Below are 14,553 nucleotides of genomic sequence, written 5' to 3'. Positions count from 1 at the left end.
GGTAGGGTCTGGAACTCGTGGCCGAACGTAGCACCTTTCCTTCGCGCGAAGTCTGCACATGGGGCGTCATCACGGCGCTCGGGGTCATCGCGGGATACGGTGCGGTGCTACTCGCCAACGTCCGGCATTTCTATACCGACGACACCGAATCGCAGTACGCGCCGCTGTGGGTGATGCTCGGCCGGTACCTGCGCGAGGGACGATTGCCCGGCATGATCCCCGAGCACTGGATGGCGGGCAACTACACCATCGAAGAGGCCGGGCTGCTCAATCCGCCGCAACTGCTGATCGATCTGATCGCGCCCTCGGTCGACAACCTCGCGCTGTACGCCACCGTGGTGAAACTGATCTTCGCGATCATCCTGGCGCTCGGGGTGTACCGGATCTGCCTGGCCTACGGAGCGAAGGCGCCGTGGGCGGCGGTCGCGGGGGCCGCCATTCCGTTCACCGGATGGCTGCTGTTCTTCGACGAGTCCAGCTGGATGACCGCGTTCACCGGCACCGCCTGGATGGCTCACGCCTGGGCCTCCGGCGTGCGCTACGCCCGCGGGCGCAGCGGGCCGATTCCCACCTTCGTCTTCTTGTATCTGGCCATCTCGGTGCAGTACATCTTCCCGGCGGTCGAGGCCGGGCTGATGGTGGTCGCGGTCGCGATCGGCGAACTCGTGTACCAGAAGGCGTGGCGTCCGTCGGTGCGTCTGCTCACCGTCGCCGCCGGTGCGGCGCTGGCCGGACTGGCCACCTACCTGCCGAGCATGCTGTCGGCGAAGGTGACCTGGCGCGGCACCGCGCAGATCAACAACGACCAGTTCCTGACGGTGCCGTGGTCGGAGTCGCTGAACGCCAGCCTGCCCAGCACGCTGCCCGCGTTCAGTTCCTGGTGGGGCTACGTGCAGCCGATGCCGGTGGTCTACATCGCGTGGTTCCTGATTCCCGCGCTGGCGTTCGTCGACTGGCGCAAGGCGCTCGGCGCGGCGCGTGAGCTCGTCGCGCCCGGGCTGTTCGCGGTGATGGCGCTGATGTGGACGGCCGGTCCCGGCGCGGTCGGACCGTTGCGCTGGCCCGCGCGGGTGTTGCCGATGATCGCGCTCGGCCTGCTGGTGCTGGTGTGCGTGCTGCTCGGCCGTTTCGCGACCGTGCGGGACTGGCGGCGGCGTGGCACAGCGGCCGCGGTGCTGATCGGCCTGCTGTGGGTGCGCACTTTCTCGGCCGCGCCGCACGAGGTGATCCGGCACGTCGTCGCGGCGCTCGGGGTGGCCGCGCTCGGCGCCGTCGCGGTATGGCTCGGGCGCAGCCGGGGCGTGGCCGCGGCGTGCGCGCTGATCGTCGTTTCGGTCTTCCCCGTCGCGTACGTCCAGGTGCGGGACGCGCAACCGACGCCGATGGGCTGGAATCTGCCGGAGAACCGCTCGGAGATGAAAGCCGCGTTCCCCGACTTCCCCGGCACCACATTGCAACTCGGCGACCGCATGCTCATCCCGCCGCAGGAACGGAATCTGCCCGGCGCGTACGGATCGCTGGTATTCGGCAACTACGCCAAAGACCTCGAGCTGACCTACGTCAGCGGATACACCCCCAACGGGCACTACTGGTTCGGCGAGACGTTGTGCATGCGCTGGGACACCAGCGTCTGTCCCGATGCCTACCGGCGCGCGTTCGCGACCGAGCCGACCACCGGCCGGACCATCGTCGACCTGATGAAAGTCGACCGGGTGGTACTGCATCGCGCTCTGTACCCGGACGCGCGCGACCAGCCCGCGCCGCCCGGCTGGCGCTGGGTCGACTACCCCGGGCACGAGAAGTACATCTCGGTGCTGGAGCGCACCGACGGCTCGATCTCGGCGCGGGACGGCCGGATCGCCGCCACCCAGGGCGTGACTGCCACCTCGGTCGGGGAGTCGGACACGACCAGCCGGGTGCGGGTGAGTTCCACGGAGGGCGGCCGAATCGTCTTCGCGCGGCTCGGCTGGCCCGGTTACCGCGTGACGCTCGACGGTCGCGAGACACCCTCCACGTTGGTGGCGAAAACCTTTGTCGCCGTGGATCTTCCGGCTGGCAGCTCCGGTGACCTGGTCGTGTCGTGGCAGCCGCCGGGGTGGCGGATCGGCGTCGCCGCGGCACTGCTCGGCCTGCTCATCGTCGGCCTGTCGCAGTGGGCGTATCTGCGCGGCAGGCGGCGGCTCGACGAAGGTTCCGGTGCCGAGCCGTCCCCGCTCGACGCGGCCGTGACGCCGGAAACCCACCTGGCCGACGCCGCCCGATGAGCGCGGATGCGGCGGACGACGTCGGCGCGCCTGCATCGGACGCGCGGCGCTTCGATGCCGCGGGGGTCACGGCCGAGACGGGTTCCGGAGCCAAGAGCGCGGACCCGGGTCCGCTGCTGCGCCTGGTGCGTCGGCAAGAGATCGCGTTCGCCATCGTCGGCATGGTGAACACGGGTCTCGGCATGGCCCTGACGGTGCTGTGGCTGGCGGTACTCGGCGACCGGGCGCCCGCCGCGCTCGCGCCCGCCCTGGCCTACTCGATCAGCGTGTTCGTGGCGTTCGTCCTGCACCGGACCCTGGTGTTCCGGGTGCGCGGGCGCACGGTGCGGGATTTCGTCGCGTTCGTCGCGGTGAACTCCGGCGGACTGGTGCTGAACATGGTGCTGCTCCAATTGGGCGTCTCGGTGCTGCACCTGCCGAGCATTCCGTCGGCGATCGCGGTGATGGCGCTGGTGGCGGGCGCCAGCTTCTTCGGTCATCGCCACATCTCGTTCCGCCGGACGCCCGCCCCCGATGCGGACGGTTCTCGTTCCGGCCCGGCCGGAAGGTAGGTTCCTGATATGCCTGAGCACACCACCCTGGACGCCACACTGCTGAGCCTGCTGGCCTGCCCGCAGGACAAGGGCCCGCTGCGGCTGGTCCGCGCCGCCGACGACAGCGCGTTGCTCTACAACCCGCGCCTGCGGCGGGCATACCCGATCGAGAACGGCATCCCGGTGCTGCTCGTCGACGAAGCCAGGGACGTCACCGACGCCGAGCACGAAGCGTTCACCGCTCAGGGCGACGCCTGACCCTCCGCGCGGCCGTCCCCTTTCTCTCACGACTCGCCCACTGCGCGGCAACGGATGCGTCACGGTCGTTTCGCGTCCATTGACCGTTCGAAGCCGGCTCCGCCATGATCATTTGCACTTCGAGACGGTCATCTCGCTCCAGCACAGGGGCGTTGCGACCGACCTGATCAGCGCACAGGTGGCGTATGAGAGAGAGGTCGGGAACGTCATGAGCGATTCGCGTTTACGTAATTGGACGGCTCGATGCGCGATGGCCTGCGCAGTCGCGGCGGCGGGATTCGCCATGGCGACGCCCGCGCAGGCCGAGCCACTGTGGCCGGGTGGCCCGGACATCCCCGGTTTGCCCGCGCTCATTCCACCTCCGCCGCCCCCTCCGGCCGTGGCGCCGTGTTCCACCGCGGCCCGTGCGTGCATGAGGCTGTCCACCAATGAGGCGTGGCTGATGGACGACGGCAAGGTGGTCTACGGCCCGACGCCGATTTCGCACGGCATGCCGGGATACGAGACGCCGCCCGGCGTCTTCCACGTCTCGTTCAAGAAGGAGTTCCACTGGAGCACCATGCACAACGCTCCGATGGAGTACGCGACCTTCTTCAACGGCGACATCGCCTTCCATGTCGGTCCGATCGAGAAGAAGTCGCACGGCTGCGTCCGGATGACCTACGAGGGTGCCAAGGCGTTCTACGAGTACCTGTGGCCCGGTGACGTCGTCGAAGTCGTGGAGTGACGGCCCCGGCGTCCCCTCGTCGCGGTCACCGGGACACCGGTTCCTGGCCGATGTCACCGGTCAGATAGCGCTGCAGCGTCGGGCCCACGGCGGCGACCAGGTCGGCGGCGGACATCGAGGCCAGCGGTTCCACTCCGATGACCTTGCGGCCGACCAGCACGCCGATCATCTGCGAGGCGACCAGGCTGATCCGGGCGCGGCCGTCGTCCTGCGGGGTGGCGATCCGCCTGCGGACGCGTTCCAGCACGACCTCCAAGAGGAACGCCCTGGCCAGGGACGGATCGTGACTGCCGGCCAGGACACTGCGCACCATCGCGACCACGCCGGGACCCGCGGGCGAATCCCACACGGCGACCACCGTGCGAAGAATGGTCTCGCCCAACCGGTCCAGCGGTGCGGCCTCGATGACGCGCAAGGTCGCCTCGGGATCCACCGGCAACTCCACCACCGCGGCGAAGAGCTGTTGCTTGGTGCCGAAGTAGTGATGCACCAGAGCGGGATCGACCCCGGCGTCGGTGGCGACCGCGCGCACGGAGGTCTTGTCGAAGCCGATATCCGCGAACCGGGCGCGGGCGGCCGCGAGGATGGCCTCGCGGGCGCCCGATTGCCCGGGTCGGCGGCCGGTGCGAGCGGGACGCTCGGCGCCGTTGCCTGCCGTCACGCGGTCCGCCGTCGTAGCGTGGCCGCGCCGAGGCACAGGGCGACGATCGCGAACCCGGCGACGATGGCCAGATCGCGCCACATCTGGCCGGTGACCTCCGGATGCGTCGATACCTGTTGCAGCGCGTCGACCGCGTAGCTCAACGGCATCACGTTGCTGATCACCTCCAGCCAATCGGGCAGTTGGCCGCGGGGAACGAGCAAGCCGCACAAGAAGATCTGCGGGGCGACCACGACCGGCATGAACTGTACGGCCTGGAATTCGGTGCGGGCGAACGCGCTCGCCAGCAGACCCAGCGCCACCCCGCACACCGCGTCGACGACGGCGATCAGCACCACCCACGCGGGGCTGCCCGCCGAGCCCAGTCCGAGCAAACCGAACGAGACCAAGCAGGCGACGATCGCCTGCGCGGCGGCGGCCAGCGAGAACGCGGTGCCGTATCCGGCGAGCAGGTCGAGTTTCGTCAGCGGCGTCGACAGCAGTCGCTCCAACGTGCCCGAGGTGCGTTCCCGCTGCATGGCGATCGCGGTGATCAGGAACATCACGATGAACGGCAGGATGCCGAGCATGCTGATGCCGACCCGGTCGAACAGCGGCACCGGATTCAGCGGGTTGGTCGGAGTGTCCTTGTAGATGAAATACAGCAGCGCCATCAGCAGGGCGGGGACCACCAGGATCATGGCGACGGTGCGGTGGTCGTTGCGCAGTTGCCGCAGGATGCGGCCGGTGGTCGCGGCGTAGGGGCGCAGCGTCGGCGTCCGCTTCGGCGCGGCTTCCGAGATGGCGGTCATGCGTTCTGTCCCATCGTGATAAGGGTGAGGAAGGCGGTTTCCAAGTTCTGCTCGCCGGTCTGCGCGCGCAGTTCGTCGGGGCTGAGCTGGGCCAGCAACTGACCGTCGCGCATCAGCAGCAGCCGGTCGCAGTGCTCGGCCTCGTCCATGACATGACTGGAGACCAGCAGTGTCGTCCCGTTCGCGGCCAGTTCGTGGAACTGCTTCCACAACTCGACGCGCAGCACGGGATCCAGGCCGACGGTCGGTTCGTCCAACACCAGCAGTTCGGGCTGGGCGACCAGCGCGCACGCGAGCGATGCTCGCGTCAGTTGGCCGCCCGAGAGTTCGTCGCCGCGTTGCTGGGCGTGATCGGCCAGGCCCACCGCTGTGATCGCGTCGTCCACGTCGGCGCGATCGCGGCCGTAGAGCGCGGCGAAGTACGCGACGTTCTCCCGGACGCTGATGTCGTTGTAGATGCTGGGCGCCTGCGTGACATACCCGATCAGATGGCGAAGCGTCGGGGAGCCCGCCGGGTGGCCGAGCGCGGTGACCTCGCCCGATTCGATGATCTGGGTGCCGACGATGCTGCGCATCAGCGTCGTCTTGCCGCATCCGGACGGACCGAGCAGCCCGGTGATCGAGCCGCGCGGGATGGTCAGCGAGACGTCGTGCAGGACTTCACGGCCGCCGCGGTGGACCCGCAGATCTCGTACCTCGACGGCGGGGGAGGGGCTGGCTTGCGACACGGTCGCCTCAATTCATCGAGTGTTGAATTCACTGTACGATGAATTTAGCGCGCTCGCGCTCGACCGGCAAGAGTGCTTTTCCCGGAATCAGTGGCCGTGCCGCATCGGCGGTGTTCCCGCCGCCTGGCCCGGGTTCACGACCACGAACTGGCCCATCATCCCGAGGTCCTCGTGCCAGAGCAGATGGCAGTGGTACATGTACGGCGCGTCCGGATCGGCCGGGCCGTCGAAGCGCATCGCCAGCCGGACCGTGCTGTTCGGCGGCAGGAAGACGGTGTCCTTCGGGCCGGTCAGTGCCGGGGGCGGCGGCTCGTCGTCCACCGCGAGCACGCGGAATCGCACGTCGTGGATGTGGAAGTTGTGCGGCATGCCGTCGTTGTTGCGCACCACCCAGGTCTCCGCCGTGCCGCGCGTGACCGCGAAATCGATGCGGTCCATGGCCATCGGCCTGCCGTTGATCCCGGCCAGGTTCAGGTCGAAATGCCGTTCCAGCACCGAATCACCGCCGTCCGGGGTGGTCGGAGACGCCAGGACCGCGGGGAGTTCCGGCGCGGGCCGCAACGTGCTTGCCGCGCGTAGTTCGAGGATGTCGAAAGTGTCGTCGCCGCCGGAGAACCGCTGAGTCCAGAAATCCAGCCCGGCGTCGAGTTCGCTGCCGCGCAGCACGGTGCGCTCGCCCGGCCGCATCCGGACCACGATCTCCGCCCGCTCGCCCGGTGACAGCCGAAGCCGGTCCACGGTGCTCGGTCTTTCGATCAGCCCGCTGTCGGTCGCGACGAGCGAGAACGGCCGCCCGTCGGCGAAGACGAAGGTGTAGATCCGCGCGGTCGAGGCGTTGAGCAGACGCAACCGGACGAGTTCGTCACCGACGTCGCGGTACGGCGCGAGCGTGCCGTTGACCATCGTCCGATCGCCGAGAAACCCGACGTCGCGGAACATCGCATGCGCGGAGTCGAACGCCGCGCCGTCGAACCGCACGTCCTGGACGATCAACGGCAGATCGTTCACCCCGTAGTCGGAGGGGAGGGGCAAGGCGGTGGACACCTCGTCGTCGAGCAGGAACATACCCGCCAGTCCGCGGCGCACGTGCTTTTCGGTCGCACCGTGCGGATGGGGGTGATACCAGAGCGTCGCGGCCGGTTGATCGATGGTCCACTGCGGCGTCCACGCCGCGCCGGGAGCCACCATCTGGTGCGGCCCGCCATCCATTGCCGCGGGCAGGTGCATGCCGTGCCAGTGCACGGTGGAGGCCTCCGACAACGTGTTGCGCACGGTGACGGCCACGTTCTCCCCGCGCCGCGCCCGCAGCGTCGGCCCGAGGTAGTCGCCGTTGAATCCCCACGTCTCCGTAGTCCGGCCGGGCTGGAATTCCCTTCGCCCGGCGCGCATGTCGAGTTCGAACGTGCGCGTCCCGTCGGCGCCCACCCGCGACGGCGCCAGCGGAGGAATGGCGAGTTCGTTCCGGAATTCCGTCTTCCCGACCGTGGACACGTCCGCTCGGGCGTAGACCCAGGCGACCCCACCGACCACGAGGACCGGCAACGCCGCGACGCAGACGACAACGATGAGCAACCACCGCCGCTTGCGCGGCCGGAAATCCGAAAGCATGGACCGACGGTAGAAATGGCAAGTGCCCCAACGCATCCGGGAGCATCCCTATTTCCACCCCCGGTCCACCCCTGATGCCCGCGTCCGGACTTTCCGGGTGCGGGATCACGCACCGATCGGAAGCGGCTCGCGTACTGTGACCCAGAACACAGCCCGGGGTGTCACGTCCGGGTCCGGTCATTTGTCCCATGGTCGTCACCATCCGCCATTCCTGCCCCGGTGACCCGACCATTGGAGCACTGCCATGAACACCGAACATCGCATCGTCGTCCTCGGCGGCGGCTACACCGGCATGCTCGCCGCCGTGCGGCTGGCCCGGCGCACCCGAGCGCTCGACGTCCGGATCACGCTGGTCAACCCCTCGGCCCGATTCACCGAGCGTCTGCGCATGCATCAGGTTGCCGCCGGTCAGCAACTCGCGGACCACCGGATTCCCGCGCTGCTGGAAGGCACCGGGGTCGCCTTCGTCCAGGGCTGGGCCACGGCCATCGATCCGGTGAACCAAGAGGTGACCGTCGACGAGACGACTCGTCTTCCCTACGACGAATTGATCTACGCCCTGGGCAGCACCGCGGACACGACCATCGTGCCCGGCGCCGCAGACCATGCGTGGACCCTCGACAACCCCGCCACCGCACACCGGTTCGCCGAGCGCCTCACCGAGGTCGCGGCGCGCGGCGGCGCCGTCGCGGTCTGCGGCGGCGGCCTCACCGGCATCGAGGCGGCGGCCGAGATCGCCGAGAGTCATCCCGGCGCGCGCGTCACCCTGATCAGCACCGGCGAGCTCGGGGCCATGATGGGGACGAACGCCCGCGCGTACCTGCATCGTGCGCTCGATCGCCTCGGCGTCACCCGCGAGACCGGCCGGGCCGTGGTGAAGGTGCTGCCCGACGCCGTCGAACTGGCCGGTGGCGAGTTGGTGCCCACCGACCTGACGCTGTGGACGGCGGGTGTTCGCGTGTCACCGCTGGCCGCGCGGGCGGGCATCGAGACCGACGCGCACGGGCTGATCGTGGTCGACCCGACCCTGAGGTCGGTGTCGCATCCGGCCGTCCACGCCATCGGCGACGCCGCCGCGGTCCGTCAAGCGTGGGGGCAGATCCACGGCACCTGCCAGAGCGGGATGCCTACCGCCGCCTACACCGCCGACGTCATCGCGCGGCAACTGCGCGGCAAGCGCGTGCGGCCGTTCCGCTTCGGGTATTTCCACCAGCCGGTCAGCCTCGGCCGCAAGGACGCGGTCATCCAGTTCACCAAAGCCGACGACCGCCCGCGCCGCGGCTACCTGGCCGGACGCGCCGCGGTCATCTACAAGGAGACCGTCAGCAGCAGCCCGATACCGACCTTCGCGCTGAGCAAGCGGATGACGGTGTCGGTCGCGCTGTCGAAAGGTGGCCGAGCCACCAGGAGAATTCAGCCATGACCGACCGGACAACCGAGCAGGACCCGTTTCTCGAACACCGACGTCTGCTGTTCGCCACCGCGTACCGGATGCTGGGGACCGTCACCGATACGGAGGACGTCCTCCAAGACGCCTGGCTGAAGTGGAACGACACCGATCGGTCGACGGTGCGGCAACCCAAGTCCTACCTCGTGCGCACGGTCACCAACCTGTCGCTCAACCGGCTCACCTCGGCCAAGGCCACCCGCGAGAACTACGTGGGCCCCTGGCTGCCCGAGCCGTTGCTCACCGCACCGAACATCGCCGAGGAGACCGACTTGGCCGACACCGTCTCCACGGCGATGCTGGTGGTTCTCGAAACGCTCAGTCCTGTCGAACGCGCGGTCTTCCTGCTGCGCGAGGTCTTCGGCTACACGCACGCCGAGATCGCCGAGACCCTGGACCGGCCGGAACCCGCGATCCGGCAGATCGCGCACCGCGCCAAGCAGCACGTGCAATCCCGCAGGCCGCGGTTCGACACCGACAAGGCGCAGCGCGACCATGTCACCGCCCGATTCATGGCCGCCTGCTCCGGCGGCGATCTCAACGCGCTGATGGATCTGCTCGCCCCGGACGTCACGTCGTGGTCGGACGGCGGCGGCGTGGTCACCGCGGCGCGCCGACCGTTGTACGGACCCGATCACGTGGCCCGCTGGATCCTCGGCGTGCTGGCCAAGCCGGTCGTCGCGGGCTTCGTGTTCGAATCCGCCTGCATCAACGGTGAACTCGGCGCGCTCGTATTCATCGGCGGCTCCCCGGTGGCCGCGTTCACCTACGACATCGTCGACGGACGAATCCAGAACCTCCGGTTCCAGGTCAACCCGTACAAGCTGAAGGGCCTTTCCATGGGCACCGACGCGCTCGGGTGATCTTCCGCCGTTCTAGGCTCCAGCCGTGACCAACCAGAGTGCCCTGTCCGCTGACGGCGGACAGGTACGGGCCTCGACGCTCGAGCTGTTCTTCGATCTCGTCTTCGTTCTCACCATCACCCAGCTGTCGCACGTCTACACACACCATCCAGGCTGGCAGGCACTCGCGCAGGTGGCGCTGCTGTTCGGGGTGATCTGGTGGATGTATTCCGGTTACGTGTGGCTCACCAACGAGGTCGCGCCGAACAGTTCCGCCCGGCGGACCTGGCTGCTGGTCGGCATGTTCGCCTTCTTCGTCCTCGCTCTGGCCATCCCGGACGCGTTCCACGGCACCGGCATCGCCTTCGGGTTCGGATACGTCCTGGTCACCGCCGTGCATACCGCGCTGTTCGCCTCGGCGGGCGGCACGTCGGCGACCACCGCGATCCGCCGGATCGCCCCGCTCAACGCCCTGGCCGCCGCCCTCGTGCTGGCGGGTGGGTTCGTGCACGACTGGGTGCAGTACGCCTGCTGGATATCGGCGTTCGCGGTGCAGGTGATCAGCCCCTATCTGGTCGACACGGGCGACTTCGTGGTCCGAGCCAGTCATTTCTGCGAGCGGCACGGGCTGGTCGTGATCGTCGCGATCGGCGAATCCCTCGTCGCCATCGGCGCCGGGCTGGCCGGAGAGCGGATCACGCCGGAGTTGATCGCCACCGTCGGCCTCGGCCTCTGCCTGGCCTACGTCCTGTGGTGGGCGTACTTCGGCGTCGACGACGAGCGCGGCGAGCACGCGCTGGCCGCGGTGCCGGACCGGGAACGGTCCCGGCCGGCCGTACTGGCCTACGGCTACGCCCTGTACCCACTGCTGATCGGCGTCATCGTGGCCGCGGCGGGTATCCAGATGAGCATCGCCCGGGGCGGCGTGGCGAGCCCGGTCGCCGTGGCCGCCGCGCTCTCCGGCGGCGTCGCGCTGTACTTCCTCGGTCAGTTCTTCTTCCGCCTGGCACTGCGGTTGACGCGTCCCTGGGCGCGCCTGCTCGCGGCGCTCGCGGTGGCGGCCACCACCCCGATCGGCGTCTACTGGGTCTCCTGGGCGCAACTTGCCGCGATCGTGATCGTGGCGTACGCCGCCGTGATCGCCGACGACTTGCTCACACTGCGGTCCGGCGAGCACAGCGCGTATATCTGAATGCGCACACTGTCTGCTCCGGTCGGCCGGGTCAACGATTTCCGCCGGTCGTCGAGGGTCGGGTCGGTCTGTGCGCATCGGCGCTCACGCCACATGGCACGCCGTCATGTCCTCGTCGCGATCGTTCGTGCCGAGGCGGTACGCGTGCCGAGCGGCTGCGCTGCCCCGCCTCCGTTGTCGCCGTCGAGGACAATGGCGGCTGTGTGTGCCCAATATGTCGAGGAACTTGCCGTCGAACCTCCCGCCGCCGCCCGCCGTCTGCTCGGGGCTACCTTGTGGTCGGGCCCGGTCGGTGTCCGGATCGTCGAAGTCGAGGCCTACGGGGGAGACCCGGCCGGGCCGTGGCCGGATCCGGCATCGCATTCCGGTCGCGGCCGGACCAAGCGCAACGGCGTCATGTTCGGCCCCGCCGGTGTGCTGTACGTGTACCTCAGCTACGGCATGCACACCTGCATCAACGTGACGAGCGGACCGGACGGCATCGCCAGCGCCGCGCTCATCCGCTCCGGCGAGGTCGTCGCGGGACTGGAGACGGCGCGCGCGCGACGTCCCGGCGCCCGATCCGATCTCGACTTGGCCCGTGGCCCGGGCAATCTCGGCGGTGCGCTGGGAATCACTCTGAGCGACTACGGAACTCCGCTGCTCGATCCGTCGTCGCCGATCCGGCTGGAACTGGACAGCCCCGTCGACGCCGCCGAGATCGCGAGTGGCCCACGGGTCGGCGTCAGCAGCGCGGCGGATGTGCCGTGGCGTTTCTGGCTTCCGGGTTCGCGGGCGGTGTCGGTGTACCGGCGCAGTCCGCGCGCTCCCTTGTCCGCCGCGCAGTCGGTCTGACGGCTCGTCGAGACTTTTCGCCGCGGCGCGATGAGTTTTCGCGAAGGTTCCCGTCCTATCAGGTGAACGCGCCACCAACCCGGCGCCACCGACCCGAAGGACAGAACCATGACCGCCATCACCACCACCGGCACCGTCGCCGTAGCCCGCCCCGGCAAGGTGCTCAACCGCACCCTGTGGACCCTGCAGATCCTGCTCGGCCTGTTCCTGATCGTCGCCTCGGGCATGCCGAAACTGGTGGGTCAGTCCGACGCGGTGCGGATCTTCCACGAGATCGGATTCGGCGACTGGTTCCGGTACCTCACCGGCCTGGTCGAGGTCGCGGGCGGCGCAGGTCTGCTCGTGCCGCGGCTGAGTGGACTGGCCGCCTCCGGCCTTTCGGTCACCATGGTGCTGGCGGCCGCCACCCAGGCATTCCTCTTGGGCGCTCCCGCGCTGGCTCCGTTCCCGCTGGTGCTGGCCGTCGTGTTCGCCTGGATCGCCTACCAGCGCCGCGACAGCATCGCCGCGGTCCGGGAAATGCTGCCGCGCTGAGTGCACGCGTAGTGGACGGTCGGTGGACTCCGGTCCACCGACCGTCGATGCGCATTACGGGGTAATACGTCGCGGTGGACGCCTGGGGCGCTCTGGGTCGGTGCGCTCACCAGGTGCTCGCTACCGTCGATCACTCTGCCGGGCTCGTCGTCGAACGACCGTCTCGACCGCGAGCCTCGGCCATCCACCACGAACTCTCGCGCGAGTGCGGCGAGCGCCGCGTAGCGGTCCGATGCGGCACGGAACCTCGCACCTGTGCTCGTTCACCGAACGCGGCGAGACCGGACGGCGATCCGTCTCCGCGAACGGGTCGGGCGGACACCTCGACCGCTCGCATGTAAATCATTCGACCGACACCGCCGCGCGCCCGAGACCGAGGTGCACACGTGGCCCCGAACCTCGTGCGGAAAGATAGGACATCGTGAGCGGCGACATCATCGACGAACTGACCTGGCGCGGTCTGATCGCGCAGTCCACCGACCTGGATGCCTTGCGTGCGGCGGCGGCCGCCGGGCCGCTGACCCTCTACGCCGGCTTCGATCCCACCGCGGCCAGCCTGCACGCGGGCCATCTGGTGCCGTTGCTCGCGCTGAAGCGTTTCCAGCGCGCCGGACATCGACCCATCGTGCTGGCCGGTGGCGCCACCGGGTTGATCGGTGACCCGCGCGACGTCGGCGAGCGGACCATGAACTCCGCCGACACCGTCGCGAGCTGGGCCGAGCGGATCCGCTCCCAGCTCGAGCGTTTCGTCGACCTGGACGACTCCCCGACCGGAGCGGTCATCGCCGACAACATGGACTGGACCGGGCCGCTGTCCGCCGTCGACTTCCTGCGCGATATCGGCAAGCACTTCTCGGTGAACGTCATGCTGGCGCGCGACACCGTCAAGCGACGACTGGACGGCGAGGGCATCTCCTACACCGAGTTCAGCTACATGCTCCTGCAGGCCAACGACTACCTGCAGCTGCGCCGCAACTACGGCTGCACGCTGCAGGTCGGCGGCTCCGACCAGTGGGGCAACATCATCGCGGGCGTCGAACTCAACCGCCGGGTCGACGGCGCGGCCGTGCACGCCTTGACCGTTCCGCTGGTGACCTCGGCGGACGGCAAGAAGTTCGGCAAGTCCACCGGCGGCGGCAGCCTGTGGCTCGATCCCGAGATGACCAGCCCGTACGCCTGGTACCAGTACTTCGTGAACACGGCGGACGCCGACGTGGTGCGCTACCTGCGTTGGTTCACCTTCTTGTCCCGCGAGGAACTCGACGAACTCGAGCGTGCGACCGCCGAGCGTCCGCACGCCAGGGAGGCGCAGCGCAGGCTGGCCGCCGAGATGACCACCCTGGTCCATGGCGAGGCCCACACCCATGCGGTGCAACTGGCCAGCCAGGCGCTGTTCGGCCGAGGTGAACTGCGTGAGCTCGACGAGGCGACGCTCGGCGCGGCCCTGCGCGAAGCCGCCGTCGACGGTGAGGTCGCGCAGATCAAGGCGGGTGAATCGAACACCATTGTGGATCTGCTCGTCGCGACCGGCCTGTGCGAGAGCCGCGGCGCCGCCAGGCGTGCGGTGAACGAGGGTGGCGCCGCCGTGAACAACGCGAAGATCTCCGACATCGAATGGACGCCTGCCGAGGCCGACTACCTGCACGGACGCTGGCTCGTGCTGCGGCGCGGCAAGAAGAACCTGGCGGGGGTTCTTCGGGCAGGTGCATGACAGTCGCGGTGGCTTGAATCACATCCGTGTGATTCAAGCCGCCGATCACTCCGATCGCGCACCGTTGACCTGCGGAAACGCCAAGTTGTTCAGGCGATTTGACGTAGCGTTATCCGCCGCGTAACTTAGTCCAAGTCAGAGCGACACGGACTCCGACCCGGAGCCAAGCGAAGCGGAAACGCCGAGCAGGACCGGGAAACGAGGTAGTACGAGGAGCGCCTGTCAGCCCAGTATGACGCAGATCGGCCGATGGTCTTGACTTCGGTTGGTTGCTTGGTTAGGCTGGGAAAGTTGCCTCACGGAAGGTCCGGTCGAGACTGGCCCGGATGTGTGTGCGTGTGTTCTTTGAGAACTCAATAGTGTGTCGATGAATGTCAGTGCCAAATATTTTTTGGTTCCGGCCTTTTCACCCCCCGTGTGGAG

14 protein-coding genes are annotated in these 14,553 nt (G+C 68.6%); 10 read left to right on the top strand and 4 right to left on the bottom strand.

What is annotated here, in order from left to right:
* Positions 1-17: 17 nt before the first annotated feature.
* The 4 genes from AB0L97_RS16820 (at position 18) to AB0L97_RS16805 (ending at position 3,782) form a co-directional block, all read left to right on the top strand.
* Positions 18-2,264 (top strand): hypothetical protein, encoded by a 2,247-nt coding sequence (locus AB0L97_RS16820; RefSeq protein ID WP_364430205.1) that lies wholly within the window; start codon positions 18-20, stop codon positions 2,262-2,264.
* Positions 2,261-2,815, top strand: a complete 555-nt coding sequence (locus AB0L97_RS16815) for a GtrA family protein (protein ID WP_355080814.1) — start codon at positions 2,261-2,263, stop codon at positions 2,813-2,815. The genes AB0L97_RS16820 and AB0L97_RS16815 overlap by 4 nt, the downstream gene beginning before the upstream one ends.
* 9 nt (positions 2,816-2,824) lie before the next feature.
* Positions 2,825-3,055, top strand: coding sequence for a Trm112 family protein (locus AB0L97_RS16810; RefSeq protein ID WP_355080815.1), 231 nt, complete (start codon positions 2,825-2,827; stop codon positions 3,053-3,055).
* 208 nt (positions 3,056-3,263) lie between these two features.
* Entirely contained in the window at positions 3,264-3,782 is a 519-nt protein-coding gene (locus AB0L97_RS16805) for a L,D-transpeptidase (RefSeq protein ID WP_355080817.1), read from the top strand.
* Positions 3,783-3,807: 25 nt separating this feature from the next.
* Here the strand turns inward: AB0L97_RS16805 and AB0L97_RS16800 are convergent, their stop codons facing one another.
* The 4 genes from AB0L97_RS16800 to AB0L97_RS16785 all read right to left on the bottom strand — a co-directional run bounded on the left by AB0L97_RS16800 (position 3,808) and on the right by AB0L97_RS16785 (position 7,570).
* The gene (locus AB0L97_RS16800) at positions 3,808-4,443 is read right to left on the bottom strand and encodes a TetR family transcriptional regulator (RefSeq protein ID WP_355080819.1); all 636 of its coding nucleotides are present in this window, start codon (positions 4,441-4,443) and stop codon (positions 3,808-3,810) included.
* Positions 4,440-5,234: an ABC transporter permease gene (locus AB0L97_RS16795; protein WP_356969053.1), complete on the bottom strand. Its 795-nt coding sequence runs from the start codon at positions 5,232-5,234 to the stop codon at positions 4,440-4,442. Before AB0L97_RS16795 ends, AB0L97_RS16800 begins: the two co-directional genes overlap by 4 nt.
* A complete protein-coding gene (locus AB0L97_RS16790; protein ID WP_364430198.1) occupies positions 5,231-5,962 on the bottom strand; it encodes an ABC transporter ATP-binding protein in 732 nt (243 codons plus the stop codon). Before AB0L97_RS16790 ends, AB0L97_RS16795 begins: the two co-directional genes overlap by 4 nt.
* Positions 5,963-6,049: 87 nt before the next feature.
* On the bottom strand, positions 6,050-7,570 hold the full coding sequence (locus AB0L97_RS16785) for a multicopper oxidase domain-containing protein (protein WP_364430195.1): 1,521 nt from the start codon (positions 7,568-7,570) through the stop codon (positions 6,050-6,052).
* Between the two features lie 244 nt (positions 7,571-7,814).
* Between AB0L97_RS16785 and AB0L97_RS16780 the strand changes: the two genes are divergently transcribed.
* The 6 genes from AB0L97_RS16780 to tyrS all read left to right on the top strand — a co-directional run bounded on the left by AB0L97_RS16780 (position 7,815) and on the right by tyrS (position 14,130).
* Entirely contained in the window at positions 7,815-8,993 is a 1,179-nt protein-coding gene (locus AB0L97_RS16780; protein ID WP_356969058.1) for an FAD-dependent oxidoreductase, read from the top strand.
* A complete protein-coding gene (locus AB0L97_RS16775; RefSeq protein WP_356969060.1) occupies positions 8,990-9,880 on the top strand; it encodes an RNA polymerase sigma-70 factor in 891 nt (296 codons plus the stop codon). Before AB0L97_RS16780 ends, AB0L97_RS16775 begins: the two co-directional genes overlap by 4 nt.
* Before the next feature lie 25 nt (positions 9,881-9,905).
* Entirely contained in the window at positions 9,906-11,051 is a 1,146-nt protein-coding gene (locus tag AB0L97_RS16770) for a low temperature requirement protein A (protein ID WP_364430190.1), read from the top strand.
* Positions 11,052-11,243: 192 nt separating this feature from the next.
* Entirely contained in the window at positions 11,244-11,885 is a 642-nt protein-coding gene (locus tag AB0L97_RS16765) for a DNA-3-methyladenine glycosylase (protein WP_364430187.1), read from the top strand.
* A gap of 108 nt (positions 11,886-11,993) precedes the next feature.
* The gene (locus AB0L97_RS16760) at positions 11,994-12,419 is read left to right on the top strand and encodes a DoxX family protein (RefSeq protein WP_364430184.1); all 426 of its coding nucleotides are present in this window, start codon (positions 11,994-11,996) and stop codon (positions 12,417-12,419) included.
* Between the two features lie 421 nt (positions 12,420-12,840).
* Complete coding sequence (gene tyrS / locus AB0L97_RS16755) at positions 12,841-14,130, top strand: tyrosine--tRNA ligase (RefSeq protein WP_364430181.1); 1,290 nt, start codon at positions 12,841-12,843, stop codon at positions 14,128-14,130.
* Positions 14,131-14,553: the final 423 nt, after the last annotated feature.

Source organism: Nocardia sp. NPDC051911 (assembly GCF_040681035.1).
GTDB classification, from domain to species: domain Bacteria; phylum Actinomycetota; class Actinomycetes; order Mycobacteriales; family Mycobacteriaceae; genus Nocardia; species Nocardia sichangensis.
This window is presented reverse-complemented; position numbering and strand designations above follow the sequence as displayed.